Raw genomic sequence first — 18,273 nt, forward strand, 5'->3', positions numbered from 1 at the left:
CTCTCAGGCACCCCTGTCGGCGCCCGCGTCGTGCACCACGAGCGCGACCTGGGTGCGGTTCTCGACGCCCAGCTTGAGCAGCACGTTCGACACGTGCGCCTTGACGGTCGGGACGGAGAGGTAGAGGCGCGCCGCGATCTCGGCGTTGCTCGCGCCGCGGCCGATCTCGACCGCGACGTCCCGCTCGCGCGCGGTGAGCCGGCCCATCGTCGCGAGCGCCCGTTCGCGCGTCCCGCCCGCCGACGCCGCGGACGTCATGAGGCGCCGCGCGATCGTCGGCGACAGCACGGGCTCGCCCGCGGCCGCGGCGAGAACCGCGGCCACGATCCGCTCGGGTGCCATGTCCTTGAGCAGGTAGCCCGAGGCCCCGGCGTGCAGCGCGCCCACGACCTCCTCCTCGGAGTCGAACGTCGTGAGCACGACGACGGCCGGTGCGGCCGGCCGCGCCCGCACCCGGCGCGTCGCCTCGATGCCGTCGACGCCCGGCATCCGCAGGTCCATGAGCACGACGTCGGCCGGGTGCGCGTCGAGCACGCCCGCCACGGCGCCGCCGTCGGACGCCTCGCCCACGACCTCGATGCCGCAGGCCCCGTCGAGCATGAGCCGCAGCCCGGACCGCACGAGCGCGTCGTCGTCGACGACGACGAGGCGCGTGCGCCGGGGCTGCTCCGCGGGCAGGTCGGCGCTCATGCGCCCCACGGTAGCCGGGCGTCGAGGACCCAGCCCGCGTCGTCCAGGTCGTCGCGGGGCCCTGCGTCGAGGCGTCCGCCCAGCAGGTCGACGCGCTCGCGCAGGCCGACGAGCCCCGTCCCCGTCCCGCCCCGGACGGCCGGCGGGCCGCTCGGCACGAGGCGAGCGCCGACGTCGGACACCACGACGCGCAGCTCGCCGGGCGAGACCGCGATCCTCAGCGCAACCGGGCTCCCGGGGGCGTGGCGCCGCGCGTTCGTCAGGCCCTCCTGGGCGACGCGGTACGCCGCGACGGCGACGGCCGGCGGCGGCACGGTGTCACCCGTGCGCTCGTAGGCGACGTCACCTCCCGCCGCGCGCACCTCGGCGACGAGCCGGTCGACGTCGGCGAGCGTCGGCGGGGGAGCGAGCCGGGTCCCGTCCGCCGGGCGACCGTCGTCGGGCACGTCGCGGAGCACGCGCACGACGTCGCGCAGGTCGTCGAGCGCCGCGCTCACGCCCTCGCGCACGAGCGCGGCGGCGGACGCGAGCCGCTCGGGCGGCGCGTCGGGCCGGTACTCGAGCGCGCCCGCCGTCGAGGCGAGGAGGGACAGGCGGTGGGCGAGGGTGTCGTGCATCTCGCGGGCGATCCGGGTCCGCTCGGCGAGGCGGGCCTCGACGACGCGACGCTCCGCGTCCGCCTCGGCGCGGTGCGCGCGCCCGCGCAGCGACCGCAGCAGGTCGGCGCGCGCCTGCCAGTACGCGCCCCAGCCGAGGAGCGCGGCGTGGACGGCGAGGTCGCACAGCAGCCACCAGCCGAGGGGAAGGGCGACGGGCCGCCAGAGTGCCTGGACCGCGTGACCGAGGAACCCCGCGAGCGCGACCCGCAGCGCGGTCCGCACGGGGTACCAGCGCGCGACGTGCAGCGTCGCGACGGTCGACGCGGGCGTCGCCGTGCCCGACACGGCGACGAGCACCGCGAGGGCGACCGCCACCGGGACAGGACGTCGCGTCCACAGCAGCGGGAGGGCGGCGACCGCGGCGACCGCCACGGCGACGTCGACGGCCGCCGCAGGCGACGACGCGTCCGCGTCGAGGAGGGGCACGAGCGAGAGGAGCGTGAGGACCGCGACGGCGGCCCAGGCCGCCGCGACCCACGACCACGGCATGAGGCGCGCCGTCGGGTCGCGGCGCGCGGACGGCGTCGCGAGGACCGGGGGCCCGGCGAGGGGCGGGCAGTCGAGAGCGGGGTCGGGGATCGGGTCGTCGGCCGGGGTGACGGCCGGACCGCGCGGGCTGCGGGGGTTCGGACGGGGAGTGCTCATGGCGGCGACGCTAGGCCGCGCCGCCACCGACCGACACCGACCAAGGTCGGGGGTCGAGGTCGAGCGGTCGGGGGCGGCCCCCGACTCCGGGTGGGTCGGCCGCCGACGTCGGGCGGGCGCGGCGGCGCGCTCCGCGGCGGGAGCGTGGTGGACGCCGGCACGAGGCCGGCCGCGGCTCCGGCCGCGTGACGAAGGAGGCCATCATGACCACGTCGCAGAACACCCCGCGCACCGCAGGGACCGTGCCGTCCGTCCGAGCAGGCTCCGGGCCGGACGACGCCCCTGGTACCTCGTCCACGGCCCGACGACGCGTGCCCCGCTGGACCGTCCCGTTCGCGGCCGCCGTGGTCGCCGCGGCCGTGTGGCTCGTCGGGACGGCCGCAGGTGTCGACGTCGCCGCCCGGTCGGGCACGACGACGCAGCAGGTCGGGATCCTCGCGGTGGTCGTGGCCGCGCTCGTCGTCGGGTTCGCCGGGTGGGGCGTGCGCGCCGTGATCGGGCGCCTCCGGGCGTCGAGCCCGGGCCGCGGCGAGCGCGCGTGGCTCGTGACGTGCGGCGTACTCCTGGTCGTGTCGCTGCTCGGACCGCTCGGCGGCGTGAGCGCCGGGGCGGTCGTGGTGCTGCTCGCCGAGCACCTCGCCGTTGGCGCCGTCGTCGCCCTGGGCCTGCGCCGCTCGTGACCGACCGCCGACCACGGGATCACCCACCGGATCCGCTCGGAGACGGTGGGCCGTCCCGTGCTCGGCGGTCGTCGGCGGACCGATGAGTTGCGCGGGCGGTCGTGGTCCACCCCGTGACCGCGCACGACCCGATCGCACCTGGAGGAACCCATGGCGACGCTCGTCTCGACCCTGTTCATCTCGCTCGACGGAGTGGCCGAGATCGACCCGGAGTGGCACTTCCCCTACTTCGACGACAACATGGCGGCCGCGGTCGACGACGACTACCAGGAGGTCGACGTCCTGCTGCTCGGCCGCGTCACCTACGACAGCTTCGCCGGCGCGTGGCCGGACCGGGAGGCCGCGGGCGAGGAGGACGCCGAGTTCGCGAAGCGGCTCGGGGACACGCGCAAGGTCGTGGCGACACGTGGCGACCAGGACCTCGGGTGGCGCCACGTCGAGCGGCTCGACGGGGACCTCGTCGAGACGGTGCGCGCGCTGAAGGCGGAGCCCGGCACACGCCGGATCCTCGTCGCGGGGTCGATCTCGGTCGTGCGGCAGCTCCTCGCGGCCGGGCTGCTCGACGAGCTGCGCCTTCTCGTCCACCCTGTCGCGGCCCGCGCGGGCGAGCGCCTGTTCGACGAGGGCGAGCCCCGCTACCCGCTGACGCTCCTGCGGTCCGAGACGTTCCCGACGGGCGTCGTCCGCCTGGTCTACGCCCCGGCCGAGGCGCCCGCCGACACCTCCTACGAGGACGTCAAGGACAAGGTGCCGTCCGGGGCCGAGTGAGCACCCGGGTGAGCGACCGTCGCGCGCCGCACCACGACGACCGCCACGTCGTCCTCGCGCCCCCCGTCGTCGAACGCGTCGACGAGGTGGTCGCACACCGCGGCCGGCGCGTAGCCCGCGCTGCGTGCCGCGACCTCCGCGAGGCGGTCGACGGCGTCGAGCAGCGACCCGCCGCGCCGTTCGACGAGGCCGTCGGTGACCAGGACGAGGAGGTCGCCGTCGGCGAGGACGTCGGCGTACGAGGGGCGCTCGCCGGGGCTGGGGACGCCGAGCAGCCGCGAGCCCGCCTTCGCCTGGACGACCGTCCCGTCGGTCCGGACGACGAACGCGGGAAGGTGTCCGGCGTCCGTGACCTCGACCGCGCCGGTGCGCGGGTCGAGCACGCACACGCACACGGTGACGAACTCCGAGTGGTCCTGGCGCAGCGCGTCGTTGAGGAGGTCGAGCGCGCGGGCCGCGGGGTGGCCCTCCCGCAGGTAGGCGCGCAGCGTGAGCCGGACCTCGGCCATGACGGTCGCGGCGCGCAGCGAGTGCCCCTGGACGTCGCCGATGACGACCGCCACCCGTCCGTCGGGGAGGTCGAACGCGTCGTAGAAGTCGCCACCGACGTCGAGGCGGTCGTCGGCGGCCTCGTAGCGCGCGGCGACCTCGACGCCCCCGGTGACCGAGAGCGTCGCCGGCAGCATCGTGCGCTGCAGTGCGAGCGCGATGCGGTGCTCGGTGGTGAACGTGCGCAGGTTCGACAGCGCCACCGTCGCCGCCTCGACGAAGCGGTCCGCGACCTCCTGCTCCTCGGTGGTCGGCCCGACCGTCGGGTCGTCGAGCCGCACCCCGAGCCCGCCGACCAGCGCACCCTCGCCGTCGACGAGCCACAGGGTCCACCACGCCCCGTCGGCGACGCCAGCCTCCTCGAGCAGGGGACGCCACGGCGCCGGGACCTCGTCGGGCGGGAAGACGACGGACCGCAGGTCGGAGGGAGGCAGGACGGGAGCGGTGCCGCGGCCGCGCACGAGCCCGGCGTCGGGCGAGGTGCAGACCGTGCGCAGCACACCGGCCTCGGCCACCACCATGGCGACGACCGGGCGACCGAGGACCGCGCACGCACCCCGGGCGGCGTGGTCGACGACCGCCTCCGCCGAGCGCGCCTCGTGCAGCGGGACGAGCGCCGTCGACAGCGCCTCGAGACGTCTCGCCGTCCGTCCGATGCCCCGCTGGGCGTCGTGCGTGCGGCACAGGGCGGTGATCGTCGCGAGGAACTCGTCGCGGTCGAGGGGTTCCGGGAGGTAGGCGTCGGCCCCGCCCTCGAGCCCGGCGGTGCGGGCCGCGGCGTCCACCGCCGTCGCCGACACGTGGAGCACCGGGACGTGCGCGGTCACCGGGTCGGCCTTGAGCCGCCGGCAGACCTCGCGCCCTGACACGTCCGGGAGGTTGACGTCGAGCACGACGGCGTCCGTCGCGCCCGTCGCCCTCTCCAGGGCCTCGGCGCCGGTACCGGCTTCCATCACCTGGAAGCCCGCGCGACGCAACCAGCTCGCCATGACGTAGCGGTGGGCCGGCGTGTCGTCGACGACCAGGACCGTCCGCGCGTCGCTCACCGGGTCGCCTCCGCGCGGCGCAGGGCGGCGACCAGGACGGTGCGGTCGATCGACGACTTCGCGAGGAACGGCACGGCCGCGAGCTCCGCCGGCAGCGGCGGCCGGGGACCGCTCGACATGAGGACCGTGGCGGTGCCGGGGTGGAGCGCACGCACGCGCGACAGCAGCGTCGGTCCGTCCGTCCCCGGCATGCGCACGTCGAGCAGCGCCACGTCGGCGGCGCCGTCGCGCAGGAGGGCGAGCGCGTGGGAGGCGTCGTGGGCGACGCTCACGCGGGCGGCGTCGTCGCGCAGCATCGAGACGAGCACCGACGCGTAGGGGCGGTCGTCGTCGACGACGAGGACGTGGCCGAGGGTGGTGCCGCGCTCCGGGGGCTCGGGCTGGATCTGCGTCCGTGGACCCTCGGCCGCCTCCGCAGCGACGGGCAGGGACGGCAGGCGCAGCGAGAACACGCTGCCCTCGCCGGGCAGGGAGGACGCGTCGAGCGTCCCGCCGAGCGCCTCGGAGGTCCGTCGCGCGTAGGGCAGCCCGAGACCCGTGCCACGGACCGTCGGCTGCAGGCGGTTGGGCACCTGGACGAACTCCTCGAAGACGGACTCGAGCTGGTCGGCGGGGATGCCGAGGCCGGTGTCCTCGACGGTCAGGCGGACCAGGTCCCCTTCAGGCTCCGCGGAGAGCCGGACGTGGCCCGTGTCCGTGAACTTGACCGCGTTGGTGAGCAGGTTGCGCAGGACGCGCGACACGAGCCGCCGGTCGGTCACGAGCGTGAGCCCGGCCGGCACCTCGGTCCGCAGCGTCACGCCGGCGCGGACGAGCGGCAGGGTGGTGCCGCGCAGCTCCTCGAACAGCTCCGCCACGTCGATGCGTGCCGGTTCGACGTCCTCGTGGCCCGCCTCGGCGCGCGCGAGGTCGAGCAGCTCGTTGACGAGAGTGAGCAGCGTGTCGGCGCTCTCGCGGACGAACGTCACCTGCTGGGTCTGCTCCCCGTCGAGGTGGGAGTCGGCGAGGAGCGACGCGAGCCCGAGGATCGAGTTGACCGGCGTCCGCAGCTCGTGGCTCACGTTGCGCAGGAACCGCGACTTCGCCTCGTTCGCGGCGGCGAGCTCGCGGCCGCGCTCGTCGAGCTCGGCGTAGAGCGCCACGACGCCGGTGTTCGTCTCCTCGAGCTCGGAGGAGAGCTGGTCGTACATCGCGAGGACGCCGCGGTTCGTCTCCTCGAGCTCGACGTTCACGCGGCGGAGCTCCTCCCTCTGGAGGGTCAGCTCGTCGAGCGTCCGCACGAGCTCGGAGTTCTGCACGCGCAGCTCGTCGAGGGCGTCGGCGGTGTGCGCGGAGCGCGCGGAGCGCCGCGCCGCGGCGAGCGTCGCGTCGTCGAGGTCGGTCGACAGCCCGAGGACCTTCGTGAGCACGACGCGCGCACCGTTCGGGTCCAGCTCGAGCGAGTCGACGAGCCGCCGCGCCGCGGGCAGGCCGCCGTCGCTGGAGTCGCCGTCGACGGGCAGCGGCGCCGACGCGACGACCTCGGCCCGCAGCGTGGGGCGCACGGGCGACGGCGTCACGGTGATCACCACCCGGGCGGATCCCGTGGCCACCGCCGCGCGCCCGACCTCCGAGAGCGCCGTCGCGACCCGCACCTGGTCCTGCACGTCGAGCCCGAGCCGGCGCCCGATCTCGCGCCCGGCCCGGCGGAGGGCGAGCACGTCGGTGTCGGAGAGCAGCTGCGTCGCGAGGAGGGTCGTGCTCACGCGTCACCCCGCGCGGTCGGTGGCAGCACCGGCAGCACGGCGACGCACGAGTCGTCGCGCCGCACCGCGTGGTCGCGCAGGACGACGCCCGCGACGACGAGGGGCGAGCGGGCGGCGAGACCGGGGTAGTCGGCGAGCGACCAGCGGCTGGTCAAGCCGTCGCTGTGCATCACGACGACGTCCCCCGGCTCGATCGGGTACGTCGTCTCGCGGAGCGCACGACCGTGCGAGCCGGCGATCCCCGGGTGGCTCACGAGGCCGCGCGTGCGGCCGCCGTACACCGAGCCGGAGATGTTCCCGAGCCCTGCGTAGCGCAGCGTCGGTCCTTCCACCCGGGCGACCGCGACGGCGGCGCCGCGCGTGCCGCCGAGCGCGCCGTGCACCCGCTGGAGCAGCGCGGCCGGCAGCCCTGCCGGGGCGTCGAGGAACGCGCGGACCGCGGCGCCCGACGCCGTCGCGGCGAGAGGCCCGTGCCCCAGCCCGTCGGCGACGAGCAGGGTGGTCACGCCGTCGTCCTCGCGCAGCGCGAACGCGTCGCCGCACACGGCCTGGCCGGTCAGCGGCCGCGTGATCCCGCTGGGCTCCCGGAGCCCTGCGGACGTGCCGGGTGCGGCGAAGACCGCAGCGACGACCGTCCCGCGACCCGGCGCCGTCCACGCGTCCCACGCCGTCGCGAGCCGGGGCAGGGTGCCGAGCCCGATGCCGAGCGTCCCGCGGCTGGAGGTGCCGTCCCGCATCGCTGCCGTGATGTCGCGCATTCCCGGTCCCGAGTCCACGGCGAGCACGTCGAGGACGGCGTCGCCGCCGGTCCGCCGCACGCGCACGAGCACCGATCCTGAGCCGGCGTGCCGACAGATGTTCGTGGCGAGCTCGGACACGACCAGCCCGACCTCCGCCGCGCGGTTCTCGCCGAGCCCCAGCCGCAGCGCGGCCGTGCCGGCGGCGCGGCGCACGCCCCCGACCGCCGACGGGTGGTCGACCGTGTGCCAGGCACCCTCGTCGACGACCGTGCGCCGGGCGTCGAGGCGGTCCGCCGAGCTCATCGGGTCCAGGTGGCGATCTCGACGCGGGTCCCTGCCCCGGCGGCGGTGTCGATGGTGAAGTGCTGGACGAGCCGGCGTGAGCCCGAGAGCCCCAGACCCAGGCCGCCGCCGCTGGTCCACCCGTCGGTCAGCGCGAGGTCGAGGTCGGGGATCCCCGGCCCTTCGTCGGCGAAGAGCGCGCGCACGCCGGTCCGCGCGCCGTCGCGCACGAGCTCGACCTCCGCCTCGCCGCCACCGCCGTACACGAGGGTGTTGCGGGCGAGCTCGCTCGCCGCGGTGACGAGCTTCGTCTGGTCGACGAGGGAGAGCCGTGCCTGCTGCGCCAGGGTGCGCACGAGCTGCCGCACCCTCACGACGTCGGCGTCCGTGCGGACGGGCAGGCGTTCGCCGGTCGACGTCGTCGGGGTCGTCATCTCTCCTCGCGCTCGGCGGCCGCGAGCAGCACGTCCTCGCCGGACTGCTCCTGCGGCGCGAGAAGGGCGAGACCACGCTCGACGTCGAGCGCCGTCCGGACCTCGCCGAGCGACAGGCCGAGCTCGACCATCGTGATGGCGACGGCAGGCCGCATCCCGACCACGACCGTCGTCGCGTCGAGCACGTGGGAGATCGCGGCGACGGAGGCGAGCATGCGGCCGATGAAGCTGTCGACGATCTCCAGGCCGGAGATGTCGATGACGACGCCCCGGGCACCGGTCGCGGTGATCCGCTCGGCGAGGTCCTCCTGCAGCCGCAGCGCGGTGTCGTCCTGGAGGTCGACCTGGATCGACACGAGGAGCGTCGACCCGATCTTCAGGATGGGGACGCCGTCGTTCATGCCGGCAGACCGGTTCGCGCCCTGCTGCGGTTGGAGCGCAGCGCGTCGACGAGCGCGTCCGCGAGCGTCGCGCGCGTGCGGATGTCCCCGAACTCGATGCCGAGCGCGACGATCGTCTGGGCGATCTGCGGTCGGATGCCGCTGATGGTGCACTCGGCGCCCATGAGGCGTGCCGCGACGACGGTCTTGAGCAGGTGCTGCGCGACCTGGGTGTCGACGGCCGGGACACCCGTGATGTCGATGATCGCGTGCTCGCTGCCCGTGTCGACGAGCGTGTTGAGCAGCTTCTCCATGACGACCTGGGTGCGCGCGGAGTCGAGGGTGCCGACGAGGGGCACGGCGACGACGCCCTCCCAGAGCTTCACGACGGGGGTCGAGAGCTCGAGCAGCTGCTCGGCCTGCTCGCCGATGATCGCCTCGCGCGCGGACGCGAACGTCTCGAACGTGAAGAGCCCCAGCTCGTCCACGAGGCGCAGCAGGCTCGTGACGCCCGCCTCGGTGGACGCGGCGAGCCCGTACAGGCCCTCCTTGAGCGCGAAGATGCCGATCGCGGTCTCGCGGGGCGTGAACCCGAGCCGGGCGCGGGCCGCGGAGACGTCGGCGAGGATGCCGCGGAGCTGGTCGAACGCGGGGTCGGAGAGCGCCGTGCCCCCCGCGCGCAGCCCGTCGGTCAGCGCGTCGAAGATGTCGGACTGCTCGCGCTCGAGCTCTCCGCGGGAGGTGCGGCCGTGCAGCTCGCGGGCGGCCGTCTCGAGCCAGGCACCGCGCACGCGGTCGGCGTCGTCGACGAGGAGCTGAGCGAGGTGCTCGGGGGCGGTGGTGCCGGTCGAGGCCATCCAGGTTCCTTCCAGGAGAGAGCGACCGTCGCAGGGCTCAGCGGCGGTCGCGCGCGCCCAGTGTACGCAGCGCGCGGGCCCTCGCACCCGGACCGGACGCGACGGTCGGCCCGGAGCAGGGCGCGCTCCGGGCCGACCGCGGTGGGGCGGTGGACCGTCAGTCGCGCAGCTCGAGGTAGCGCGTGATGAGGGCTTCCGTCGAGGGGTCCTGTGCGGCGAGCGCGGCCTCGTCGCCGGCGACCGCGGGCGCGATCTCGAGCGCGAGCTTCTTGCCGAGCTCCACGCCCCACTGGTCGAAGCTGTCGATGCCCCACACGACGCCCTGGACGAACGTGATGTGCTCGTACAGCGCGATGAGCTGGCCGAGGACCGACGGCGTGAGCGCCGGGGCGAGGATCGACGTCGTCGGCCGGTTGCCGGGGAAGGTCCGGGCGGACACGAGCGCCTCGTCCGTGCCCTCGGCCCGCACCTCGTCGGCCGTCTTGCCGAACGCGAGCGCCTTCGTCTGCGCGAAGAAGTTCGCGAGGAAGAGACCGTGCACGTCGGCGCCGGGCTGGACCGCACCGCCGTCGCCGACGTCGTCCGTGAGGGGGTGCGCCGGGTTCGCGACGGCGATGAAGTCGGCCGGGATCAGTCGCGTGCCCTGGTGGATGAGCTGGTAGAACGCGTGCTGGCCGTTCGTGCCCGGCTCGCCCCAGAAGATCTCGCCGGTCTCGGTCGTCACGGGGGAGCCGTCCCAGCGCACACGCTTGCCGTTCGACTCCATCGTCAGCTGCTGCAGGTACGCGGGGAAGCGGTGCAGGTACTGCGCGTAGGGCAGGACGGCGTGCGTGTGGGCGTCGAGGAAGTTGACGTACCAGACGTTCAGCAGGCCCATGAGCACGGGCACGTTCTGCGCGAACGGGGTGGTGCGCACGTGCTCGTCGATCGCGTGGAAGCCGGCGAGGAGCTCTGCGAACCGCTCGGGCCCGAACGCGATGGCGAGCGACGTGCCGATCGCGGAGTCCACCGAGTAGCGGCCGCCCACCCAGTCCCAGAAGCCGAACGCGTTCTCGGGGTCGATGCCGAACGCGGCGACCTTGTCGAGCGCCGTCGAGACGGCGACGAAGTGCTTCGCGACGGCGTCCTGGCGCGCCTCGTCCGTGTCCTGGATCGCGCCGAGCTCGACGAGCTCCGTCCACAGCCAGTCGCGCGCGAGGCGCGCGTTCGTCAGCGTCTCGAGCGTGCCGAACGTCTTCGACGCGACGATGAACAGCGTGGTGCGCGGGTCGAGGCCCGCGGTCTTCTCCGCGACGTCCGTCGGGTCGATGTTGGAGACGAACCGGACCTCGATGTCCTCGTGCTTGTACGGCAGCAGCGCCTCGTACGCCATCACGGGCCCGAGGTCCGAGCCGCCGATGCCGATGTTCACGACCGTGCGCACGCGCTCGCCGGTCACGCCCGTCCACTCGCCCGAGCGCACCGTGTCGGCGAACCCGTAGACCTTGTGCAGCACCTCGTGCACGTCCGCGTCGACGTCCTGGCCGTCGACGACCAGGTGCTCGTCGTCGCCGAGCGGGGCCGGGCGGCGCAGCGCGGTGTGCAGGACGGCGCGGTCCTCCGTGACGTTGATGTGGTCGCCGCGGAACATCGCCTCCAGCCGTCCGCCCAGGCCCACCTCGTCGGCGAGGCGCGCGAGCAGCTCCAGCGTCTCGTCGGTGACGAGGTTCTTCGAGAGGTCGACCGTGAGGTCGGCCGCCTGGTGGGTCAGACGGTCCGCGCGCTGCGGGTCGGCGGCGAACCAGCCGCGCAGGTCCGGGTCCAGCGAGTCGCGGTGGGCGGTCAGCGCGTCCCACGACGCGGTCGTGGTGGCGTCGACGGGCGGGGGAACGGGCGAGGTGGTCATGCGGGCCACGCTACTGACCGCCGCCGCCGCGCGCCCACCCCGCCCGGCCCGCGAGAGGTCCGCCGCTCGCCTGACGAACGTCCCGGCCGTCGTACGATCGGCGTGCGGCCGCGTCACGGACCACGATGGGTCGGGCGGCGCGGACGCGCGACGACGGACGAGACGGAGGAGACATGGCCGAGGTGCTGCTGTTCCACCACGGGCTGGGCGTCACGGACGGGGTCGAGGAGATCGCGGTCCTGCTGCGCGACGCGGGGAACGTCGTGCACGTCCCCGACCTCTTCGAGGGCCGGACGTTCGACTCGCTCGAGGACGGGGTGGGCTACGCCGAGGAGCTCGGGTTCGACACGCTGCTCGACCGCGGCCAGGCGGCGGCCGACGCGCTCGGGCCGGGCCTCGTGTACGCGGGCGTCTCGCTCGGCGTGCTGCCCGCGCAGATGCTCGCTCAGACGCGCGCGGGCGCGAAGGGGGCGGTGCTGCTCGAGGCGTGCGTCCCCGTGTCCGAGTTCGGCGAGGCATGGCCCGACGCCGTTCCCGTCCAGGTGCACGGCATGGACGCCGACCCGTTCTTCGCCGGCGAGGGCGACCTCGAGTCGGCGCGCGAGCTCGTGGACTCCACGCCCGACGCCGAGCTGTTCCTCTACCCCGGCGACCACCACCTGTTCACGGACCCGAGCGTGCCGTCGCACGAGCCGGAGGCGTCGGCGCTGGTCGTCGAGCGCGTCGTGCGGTTCCTCGACGGCATCCGCTGACCGCGCCCGCTCAGCTGGCGGGGGCGTCCCCGGCGTCCTCCAGGCGGAGCTGCCACTCGGCGTCGACGCTCGTCGGCGCGAACCCGAGCGCGACGTTGATCGCGAGCATGTGGTCGTTCTCCTGCGCGTTCCAGGTGTGGACGCGCCGCGAGCCGGGGCGCGAGCGCGCGAGCTCGTCGAGCACCGCGACCTTCACGAGCAGGCCGAGGCCGTGGCCACGGTGCTCGCGCAGCACGAGCGTGTCCTCCTGGAACACGACCTCCGGCTTGTCGTGCGGGTAGGCGACCATGGAGAACCCCGCCAGCGTCCCGGTCGGGACGTGCTCCGCCGCCGCGATGACGTAGCCCTGGCCGCGGTCGTGGAAGTCCTGCGACGCCGTACGCACGCGCTGCGCGTCCCACGGATCCTCTTCGATCTCCAGGCCCGCGCTCGGGGCGTCCGTGCTCATGCGCGTCTCGAGCACGGCGAGCTGGTCGATCCAGGCGTCCGGCACCTCGTCCGTCCACACGTGCACCCGGTACCCGTCCGCGCGGCGCCGGGCGTCGTCGCGCAGGGCGTCGAGACGCTCGGCGGGCACCGGGAGCTCGAGCACCGAGTGCCGCACGACCTGCTCGAGCGCGAAGCCGCGGTCGAGCACGAACGTCGTCGCGGCGTCGTGCCGGGGGATGCGGCCGCTGCCCGTCGGTGCCTCGAGCGAGTCCGGGCCGGGCGGGGGCTCGGGCGCGAAGGTCGAGTCCGCCAGGATCACGCGCCGTCCTGCCTCGCGGGCGATCGCGAGCGCGTCCTCCCACAGCGCGGTCCCGACGCCACGGCCGCGGTGGTCCGGGTGCACGCCCACGTAGACGATCGCGGTGTGGGTGTTCCCCTGCAGCGGCAGGGCGATCATCGACCGGCCGACGACGTCCTCGGGGCGCGGCGTCCGGCCGCCGGCCGGGTCCTCGGGGTCCGCGCCGTCGTCGACGACGGCGACGCGCCGCACCGTGCGGCGGTAACCCCCGCTGGCCACGCTGATGACGACCGTCCCGGCGTCGAGTGCGAGGTCGGTGTGGCCGTAGACCTGGCGGTCGATCGCCTCGCTGACGAGGACCGAGCCGTGCACCGCCCAGGCGTCGGGGGCGTCGGGCGACGCCGGGACGGAGTCGATCCGCACCGTCGTCGTGCCGGTACGGGTCGTGCTGCTCATGCGTCCTCCTGCGACGTGCCGGTGGTGGCGCCGGTCTTCTTCTGCCACGCCGCCCAGCCGCCCGCGGGCCGGAAGCCCAGGGCGACGTTGATCGCGAGCATGTGCTCGTTCTCCTCGGCGTTGCCGGTGTGGATGCGCCGCGTCTCCGGGCGGGCCGCGCCGAGCGCCTCGAGGTTCGCGACCTTGACGAGCGTCCCGAGCCGGCGGCCGCGGTGCTCGCGCAGGACGAGCGTGTCCTCCTGGTGCGCGAACTCCGGCCGGTCCTTCGGGTACTCGAAGAGCGTGAAGGCGGCGAGGCCGCCGGACGGCACATGCTCCGCGACCGTCATGAGGAACCCGTAGCCCTTGCCGCGCAGCTGGTCGACCCACGTGCGGACGCGCCGCGCGTCCCACGGGTCCTCCTCGTAGTCGACGCCGCCGACCGGCGCGTCGGTGCTCATCCGGGTGAACAGGGTGGCGACGTCGTCCACCCGCTCGTCCGGGACCTCGTCCGTCCAGGTCGCGAGGCGGTAGTCCGGACCGGCAGCGGCCCGGGACTCGGACCCGAACCGCTCGAGGAGGCCGTCGGTGACGGGCAGATCGAGGACCGAGTGCCGGTCGACCTGCTCCAGCGTGTAGCCGTGCGCCAGCGCGAACCGGGTCCCGGGGGCGTCGGCGTCGACGCGCCCCGCCCCGGTCGTCGCGGCCACGGTGCCCGGCCCCGGTGCCGGCTCGGCGCCCTGCAGGGTGTAGCTCACGAGCGACGTGCGGCCGGCGTCCGCCGCGAGACGCTCGGCGATCGCGAGGAGGGTCGAGCCGATGCCCTGCCTCCGCGCGGACGGCCGCACGAACGGGTACGACTCCGCCAGGCGAGGGTTGCTCGTGGTCGGGTGGGCCACGAACAGGTGCGCGACGACGTCGTCCACCGTGGGCGGCGGGACGTCCCGTCCGAGCGCGTCGGCCCGCACGACCACGAAGCGCCGCTTCGTCGCGTACTCCTGGTGCCGCATTCCGGAGAGCGCGTCGCGCGCCTCGAGCGCCATGTCGTCGTAGCCGTGCGTCTCGAGCTCGAGCTCCCGGTCGACGTCGGCGACGGCCCGGTATGCCCACGCCTCGGGCGCGTCGGCGGACCCGACCGGCGGGTCGTCGGCGAGCACCTCGACGAGGACGAGGCCCGGTGGGAGGTCGACGTCGACGACGGTCGACGCGGTCGTGCTCGTGCTGCTCATACCCTCAGGGTCACGCCGACGGGGGAGGGTGTCCACGGATTTCGCCACCCGGTGCGGCGGGTGGCGGGCGGCGACGGACGGAGGGCGACCGACGACGGCCCGGTCCCCGGAGGGCCGGGCCGTCGCGGCAGGCTCGGTCGGCGGGCCGACCGGGGCGCGTCAGGCGCGCTTGCGGTTCGTGAACCAGGACCAGGCGAAGACGACGATGAGCGAGCCGAGGAGCGCGAAGCCCCACGTGCCCAGGTCGAAGAACTCCTCGTTCACGTCCGTGTCGAAGACCGCGGACGCGATGAATCCGCCCAGGAGCGCTCCGACGACGCCGAGGATCAGCGTGACGATCCAGCCGCCCTGCTGCTTGCCCGGGACGATCGCGCGGGCGATCGCACCCATGATGAGCCCGATGAGGATCCAGCCGATGATTCCCATGTCACGTCTCCGTTCCTGTAGGACACATCCCGCCACCGCGGGGAGGTCACCCCGGGCGGCGTCGCTTCACCGTGGCACGGACGACCACTTCTCGCACGCCGGAGAGCCGTCGCGGGGTATGTCGTGGCAGGTCACGGCAGCGGGACCCGGACCTCGTAGGCTCGGGTCATGGTGACAGGCGGTGCGACAGGTGGTGCTGCGGCCAGGTCGACCGGCGGCTCCGCGACGAGCGCGCGCGTCGACAGCTGGCTGTGGGCCGTCCGCGTGTACAAGAGCCGGTCGCAGGCGACCGCCGGCGTCAAGGCCGGACACGTGCGTGTCAACGGCGAGCGCGCGAAGCCCGCGACGAACGTCAAGGTGGGGGACCGCGTCGTCGTGCGGGGCGGTCTCGCGGAGAAGGTGCTCGTCGTCGAGAAGGTGCTGGTCAAGCGCGTCTCCGCGGCGCTCGCGGCCGACGCGCTGACCGACCAGAGCCCGCCCCCGCCGCCCCGCGAGCTCACCGTGCCGCTCGCCCTGCGCGACCGTGGAGCCGGTCGTCCGACGAAGCGCGAGCGGCGCGAGATCGACCGGCTGCGCGGCCGCGGCTGACGAGAACCCGCCGACCCACCGAGCGGCCACGTCCGGCCGAGCGATGCACGTCGACGTGCATCGCTCGGCCGCGGGCGCACCGCCCGGCGCGCCGGGCGGGTCAACAGGCGCCGAGGTCCTTCCAGACGCCCCACTGGCCGCTCTGGGCGGGGTTCTCGCCCGTCGTCCACCACTTGGCCTCGTAGGTCTTCCCGCCGTGCGAGACGCGCGCGCCGCCGAGGTAGACGCCGCTCGTCGACCAGACGGGTGCGGTGCAGTCGCCGGGCGGGTCGGTCGGCGGGTCCGTGGGCGGGTCGGTGGGCCCGCCCCCACCGGTCCCGATGGTCAGGTCGACGCAGTTGTAGAACGCCATCGGCGTGTTCGACACGTTCCAGCGGGCCAGGATCGTGTGGTTGCCCTGCGGCAGGCCGGTCAGCGTGTGCGAGATGTCGCTCGGCGGCTGCGCGCCTCCCTGGCTGAACGTCTTGAACAGCACGCCGTCGACGAAGTACTCCCACGTGCTCGTGTTGTGCGCTGCCGTGAGCCTCCACCGGAAGGTCACCGACGACCCGACCTGGGTGCGTGGCCACGGCTTGCTCGCGTCGTCGAGGATGCTGAAGCCGCTGCCGCCCGAGCACTGCATCGAGCCCTTGGCGGCCTCGACGCTCTGCGGCTCGTACCTGATGGACCCGCAGTCGAAGGACGTGGTGCCCTTCGCGCAGTGGTCCTGCCGGCTCGGCGGCGACGTGATCCAGCCGTGCGCGGACGCGCTCGGCGCGACGACGACGGGTGCGATGATCGCCGTCGCGCCGAGCACGGCCGCGAGGAGCGCCGCTCTGAGTCTTCGCATGATGTCTTCTCGCTCTCCATCCGGTGGTGCGGGGTCCTCGCAGGCCCGCTCCCTCGCGGGCCGCACGCGGATCGGACCCTGTCGACGCTACGGAGGCGGGTCGGAACGGACAATCGTGTGAATCCCGTACGCGGCCCCCCGTACGTGCTCCGGCCCGACGGCGTCCGCCCGGGCTGGGCGGGTGCCGTCGGGCCGGGTGTGCCGGTGTGCCGGTCGGGTGCGTCAGGTCGTCAGCAGACGCCGACGAGCTTCCACGGTCCCCACTCCTCGGCGCCCGGGACGTTGTTCTGGGTCCACCACTTGGCCTCGTAGACGTTGCCGTCGTAGGAGATCTTCGCCCCACCGGTGTAGACGGAGGACGCGGACCACGCGGCGTCGGTGCACTCGCCCGGCTCGGGGTCGGTCGGCGGGTCGGTGGGGTCGGGGTCGGGCTCGCCCGGGTCGGTCCCGCCCGCCGTCACGGTGATGTCGACGCAGTTGTAGAACGCGTTGACGGTGTTCGACACGTTCCAGCGCGCGAGGATCGTGTGGTTGCCCGCCGGCAGCCCGGTGAGCGTGTGCGAGATGTCCTTCGGCGGCTGCACCCCGCCCCCGTCGAACGTCTTGAACAGCGTGCCGTCCACGAAGTACTCCCACACGCTCGTCGCGTGGTTCGCGGTGAGGTTCCACTGGAACGTCACCGAGCTGCCCGTGGTCGTCCGCGGCCAGGGCTTGCTCGCGTCGTCGAGGATCGCGTAGCCGCTGCCGCCGGAGCACTGCATCGAGCCCTTGGGGGCCTCGACGCTCTGGGGCTCGTACTCGATGGACCCGCAGTCGAAGGACGTGGTGCCCTTCGCGCAGTGGTCCTGGCGGCTCGGCGGGGAGGTGATCCAGCCGTGGGCGGAGGCGGACGGGGCGACGACGATCGGGGCGACGATCGCCGTCGCGCCGAGGATCGCGGCGACGAGGGCCGCGCGGAGCCTTCTCATGGGGACTCGCTCTCTGGTTCGGGGTGGGCCGACACCGCAGGGAGTCCGTGCTGTCGGCCGTTGACCCGACGAACGGTAGGCACGCGTCGCCGCCGCCTCAACGTCGGGGCGGGCCGCTCCGCGGCTACGGGGATCCCCGTACGAGCACGTCCCGTTCGCCGGGATGACGCCGTTCGGGCGGCGTGCGGGCCGGTCGTCGCGGAGGTCGCCGGTCGCGTGGAGGAGCGAGATCGTGTGGGGATCACGTACCCCGGGCCGGAGATCCGGGCCGGTGCCACGGACCGCTTCCTCGGACCGGTGCTCCGACGCGCGGGAACCCGACGGTCGCGCCCGGCTCGACGGCCGTGCCACGCGGAGGCTCAGTCGGCCGCGCCGGGCGGCGCGTCCTCCTCGCGCAGGCGCGGCTCGGTGCGCGACGCCGGTCGCAGCCCGGACTTGTCGGCGTAGAAGGCGCGCACGACGTCCATGTCGGCGCGCACGTCGCCCGTGAGCTCGACGGTCGGGCCGAGGCCGGTGGTCATCGTCGTGCGGTCGACGTACCCGAGCGTCACGGGCAGCCCGGCCTCGCGCGCGATGCGGTAGAAGCCGGACTTCCAGTACGTGCCGGCGCCGCGCGTGCCCTCGGGCGTGACGACGAGGGAGAAGACCTCGCCCGCGGCGAGGCGCGCGACGACGTCGGTCACGACCCGGCTCGGGTCCCGCCGGTCGACGGGGATGCCCCCGAGCGCGCGCATGACCGGTCCGGCCGGCCCGGCGAACAGCGAGTGCTTGCCGAGCCAGCGGAAGCGGATGCCCGTGCGCCACGCGATCGCGAGCATGAGGACGAAGTCCCAGTTCGACGTGTGCGGCGCGCCGATCAGGAGCGTCGGACGGCGGGTGTCGTACGGCTGGGAGCGCAAGGTCCAGCGGCTCGTCGCCCAGTAGGCGCGGGCGATGGCTCGGCGGATCACCCCGTCACG

The 18,273-nt window shown here is 74.6% G+C and carries 19 protein-coding genes; 4 read left to right on the plus strand and 15 right to left on the minus strand.

The genetic code is table 11. The features are described from left to right. Positions 1–3: 3 nt before the first annotated feature. Both ACZCLJ_RS15720 and ACZCLJ_RS15725 read right to left on the minus strand, forming a co-directional pair. A complete protein-coding gene (locus ACZCLJ_RS15720) occupies positions 4–690 on the minus strand; it encodes a response regulator (RefSeq protein ID WP_463104424.1) in 687 nt (228 codons plus the stop codon). Next, on the minus strand, positions 687–1,994 hold the full coding sequence (locus tag ACZCLJ_RS15725) for a sensor histidine kinase (RefSeq protein WP_463104425.1): 1,308 nt from the start codon (positions 1,992–1,994) through the stop codon (positions 687–689). Before ACZCLJ_RS15725 ends, ACZCLJ_RS15720 begins: the two co-directional genes overlap by 4 nt. A gap of 203 nt (positions 1,995–2,197) precedes the next feature. Between ACZCLJ_RS15725 and ACZCLJ_RS15730 the strand changes: the two genes are divergently transcribed. Both ACZCLJ_RS15730 and ACZCLJ_RS15735 read left to right on the plus strand, forming a co-directional pair. Next, the gene (locus tag ACZCLJ_RS15730; RefSeq protein WP_463104426.1) at positions 2,198–2,674 is read left to right on the plus strand and encodes a DUF6069 family protein; all 477 of its coding nucleotides are present in this window, start codon (positions 2,198–2,200) and stop codon (positions 2,672–2,674) included. 150 nt (positions 2,675–2,824) lie between these two features. Next, positions 2,825–3,442, plus strand: a complete 618-nt coding sequence (locus ACZCLJ_RS15735; protein ID WP_463104427.1) for a dihydrofolate reductase family protein — start codon at positions 2,825–2,827, stop codon at positions 3,440–3,442. Here the strand turns inward: ACZCLJ_RS15735 and ACZCLJ_RS15740 are convergent. From ACZCLJ_RS15740 to pgi, 7 genes are all read right to left on the minus strand, one after another. Further along, complete coding sequence (locus tag ACZCLJ_RS15740) at positions 3,400–5,037, minus strand: SpoIIE family protein phosphatase (RefSeq protein ID WP_463104428.1); 1,638 nt, start codon at positions 5,035–5,037, stop codon at positions 3,400–3,402. The genes ACZCLJ_RS15735 and ACZCLJ_RS15740 overlap by 43 nt on opposite strands. Then, positions 5,034–6,782, minus strand: a complete 1,749-nt coding sequence (locus tag ACZCLJ_RS15745) for a sensor histidine kinase (protein WP_463104429.1) — start codon at positions 6,780–6,782, stop codon at positions 5,034–5,036. The genes ACZCLJ_RS15740 and ACZCLJ_RS15745 overlap by 4 nt, the downstream gene beginning before the upstream one ends. Continuing rightward, positions 6,779–7,825 (minus strand): ATP-binding SpoIIE family protein phosphatase, encoded by a 1,047-nt coding sequence (locus ACZCLJ_RS15750; RefSeq protein ID WP_251149883.1) that lies wholly within the window; start codon positions 7,823–7,825, stop codon positions 6,779–6,781. The genes ACZCLJ_RS15745 and ACZCLJ_RS15750 overlap by 4 nt, the downstream gene beginning before the upstream one ends. Further along, positions 7,822–8,238 (minus strand): ATP-binding protein, encoded by a 417-nt coding sequence (locus tag ACZCLJ_RS15755; protein WP_251149884.1) that lies wholly within the window; start codon positions 8,236–8,238, stop codon positions 7,822–7,824. Before ACZCLJ_RS15755 ends, ACZCLJ_RS15750 begins: the two co-directional genes overlap by 4 nt. Then, positions 8,235–8,639, minus strand: coding sequence for an STAS domain-containing protein (locus ACZCLJ_RS15760; protein ID WP_251149885.1), 405 nt, complete (start codon positions 8,637–8,639; stop codon positions 8,235–8,237). Before ACZCLJ_RS15760 ends, ACZCLJ_RS15755 begins: the two co-directional genes overlap by 4 nt. Continuing rightward, positions 8,636–9,475 carry an STAS domain-containing protein gene (locus ACZCLJ_RS15765; RefSeq protein ID WP_463104430.1) on the minus strand — a complete coding sequence of 280 codons (840 nt, stop codon included), beginning with the start codon at positions 9,473–9,475 and terminating at the stop codon, positions 8,636–8,638. The genes ACZCLJ_RS15760 and ACZCLJ_RS15765 overlap by 4 nt, the downstream gene beginning before the upstream one ends. 157 nt (positions 9,476–9,632) lie before the next feature. Continuing rightward, positions 9,633–11,360 (minus strand): glucose-6-phosphate isomerase, encoded by a 1,728-nt coding sequence (pgi, locus tag ACZCLJ_RS15770; RefSeq protein WP_251149887.1) that lies wholly within the window; start codon positions 11,358–11,360, stop codon positions 9,633–9,635. A 173-nt stretch (positions 11,361–11,533) separates the two neighbouring features. Here pgi and ACZCLJ_RS15775 point away from each other — a divergent pair, with 173 nt between their 5' ends. Then, complete coding sequence (locus ACZCLJ_RS15775) at positions 11,534–12,112, plus strand: dienelactone hydrolase family protein (protein ID WP_251149888.1); 579 nt, start codon at positions 11,534–11,536, stop codon at positions 12,110–12,112. A gap of 10 nt (positions 12,113–12,122) precedes the next feature. Here the strand turns inward: ACZCLJ_RS15775 and ACZCLJ_RS15780 are convergent, their stop codons facing one another. From ACZCLJ_RS15780 to ACZCLJ_RS15790, 3 genes are all read right to left on the minus strand, one after another. Next, a complete protein-coding gene (locus tag ACZCLJ_RS15780) occupies positions 12,123–13,295 on the minus strand; it encodes a GNAT family N-acetyltransferase (RefSeq protein WP_463104431.1) in 1,173 nt (390 codons plus the stop codon). After that, positions 13,292–14,503, minus strand: coding sequence for a GNAT family N-acetyltransferase (locus ACZCLJ_RS15785; protein WP_463104432.1), 1,212 nt, complete (start codon positions 14,501–14,503; stop codon positions 13,292–13,294). Before ACZCLJ_RS15785 ends, ACZCLJ_RS15780 begins: the two co-directional genes overlap by 4 nt. Before the next feature lie 159 nt (positions 14,504–14,662). Continuing rightward, a complete protein-coding gene (locus tag ACZCLJ_RS15790) occupies positions 14,663–14,929 on the minus strand; it encodes a GlsB/YeaQ/YmgE family stress response membrane protein (protein ID WP_251149891.1) in 267 nt (88 codons plus the stop codon). A 168-nt stretch (positions 14,930–15,097) separates the two neighbouring features. Between ACZCLJ_RS15790 and ACZCLJ_RS15795 the strand changes: the two genes are divergently transcribed. Then, the gene (locus ACZCLJ_RS15795; RefSeq protein WP_463104433.1) at positions 15,098–15,517 is read left to right on the plus strand and encodes an RNA-binding S4 domain-containing protein; all 420 of its coding nucleotides are present in this window, start codon (positions 15,098–15,100) and stop codon (positions 15,515–15,517) included. 100 nt (positions 15,518–15,617) lie between these two features. Here the strand turns inward: ACZCLJ_RS15795 and ACZCLJ_RS15800 are convergent, their stop codons facing one another. The 3 genes from ACZCLJ_RS15800 to ACZCLJ_RS15810 all read right to left on the minus strand — a co-directional run bounded on the left by ACZCLJ_RS15800 (position 15,618) and on the right by ACZCLJ_RS15810 (position 18,264). Continuing rightward, complete coding sequence (locus ACZCLJ_RS15800; RefSeq protein WP_463104434.1) at positions 15,618–16,346, minus strand: lytic polysaccharide monooxygenase; 729 nt, start codon at positions 16,344–16,346, stop codon at positions 15,618–15,620. A gap of 230 nt (positions 16,347–16,576) precedes the next feature. Further along, complete coding sequence (locus ACZCLJ_RS15805) at positions 16,577–17,314, minus strand: lytic polysaccharide monooxygenase (RefSeq protein WP_463104435.1); 738 nt, start codon at positions 17,312–17,314, stop codon at positions 16,577–16,579. A gap of 359 nt (positions 17,315–17,673) precedes the next feature. Next, positions 17,674–18,264: a 1-acyl-sn-glycerol-3-phosphate acyltransferase gene (locus ACZCLJ_RS15810; RefSeq protein WP_251149895.1), complete on the minus strand. Its 591-nt coding sequence runs from the start codon at positions 18,262–18,264 to the stop codon at positions 17,674–17,676. Positions 18,265–18,273 lie beyond the last annotated feature (9 nt).

Source organism: Cellulosimicrobium sp. So1_17 (genome assembly GCF_055181235.1).

Coding starts and splice junctions, on each gene's coding strand:
- ACZCLJ_RS15720 (WP_463104424.1), bottom strand. CDS start 690: ATGAGCGCCGACCTGCCCGCGGAGCAGCCCCGGCGCACGCGCCTCGTC.
- ACZCLJ_RS15725 (WP_463104425.1), bottom strand. CDS start 1,994: ATGAGCACTCCCCGTCCGAACCCCCGCAGCCCGCGCGGTCCGGCCGTC.
- ACZCLJ_RS15730 (WP_463104426.1), top strand. CDS start 2,198: ATGACCACGTCGCAGAACACCCCGCGCACCGCAGGGACCGTGCCGTCC.
- ACZCLJ_RS15735 (WP_463104427.1), top strand. CDS start 2,825: ATGGCGACGCTCGTCTCGACCCTGTTCATCTCGCTCGACGGAGTGGCC.
- ACZCLJ_RS15750 (WP_251149883.1), bottom strand. CDS start 7,825: ATGAGCTCGGCGGACCGCCTCGACGCCCGGCGCACGGTCGTCGACGAG.
- ACZCLJ_RS15755 (WP_251149884.1), bottom strand. CDS start 8,238: ATGACGACCCCGACGACGTCGACCGGCGAACGCCTGCCCGTCCGCACG.
- ACZCLJ_RS15760 (WP_251149885.1), bottom strand. CDS start 8,639: ATGAACGACGGCGTCCCCATCCTGAAGATCGGGTCGACGCTCCTCGTG.
- ACZCLJ_RS15765 (WP_463104430.1), bottom strand. CDS start 9,475: ATGGCCTCGACCGGCACCACCGCCCCCGAGCACCTCGCTCAGCTCCTC.
- pgi (WP_251149887.1), bottom strand. CDS start 11,360: ATGACCACCTCGCCCGTTCCCCCGCCCGTCGACGCCACCACGACCGCG.
- ACZCLJ_RS15775 (WP_251149888.1), top strand. CDS start 11,534: ATGGCCGAGGTGCTGCTGTTCCACCACGGGCTGGGCGTCACGGACGGG.
- ACZCLJ_RS15780 (WP_463104431.1), bottom strand. CDS start 13,295: ATGAGCAGCACGACCCGTACCGGCACGACGACGGTGCGGATCGACTCC.
- ACZCLJ_RS15785 (WP_463104432.1), bottom strand. CDS start 14,503: ATGAGCAGCACGAGCACGACCGCGTCGACCGTCGTCGACGTCGACCTC.
- ACZCLJ_RS15790 (WP_251149891.1), bottom strand. CDS start 14,929: ATGGGAATCATCGGCTGGATCCTCATCGGGCTCATCATGGGTGCGATC.
- ACZCLJ_RS15795 (WP_463104433.1), top strand. CDS start 15,098: ATGGTGACAGGCGGTGCGACAGGTGGTGCTGCGGCCAGGTCGACCGGC.
- ACZCLJ_RS15800 (WP_463104434.1), bottom strand. CDS start 16,346: ATGCGAAGACTCAGAGCGGCGCTCCTCGCGGCCGTGCTCGGCGCGACG.
- ACZCLJ_RS15805 (WP_463104435.1), bottom strand. CDS start 17,314: ATGAGAAGGCTCCGCGCGGCCCTCGTCGCCGCGATCCTCGGCGCGACG.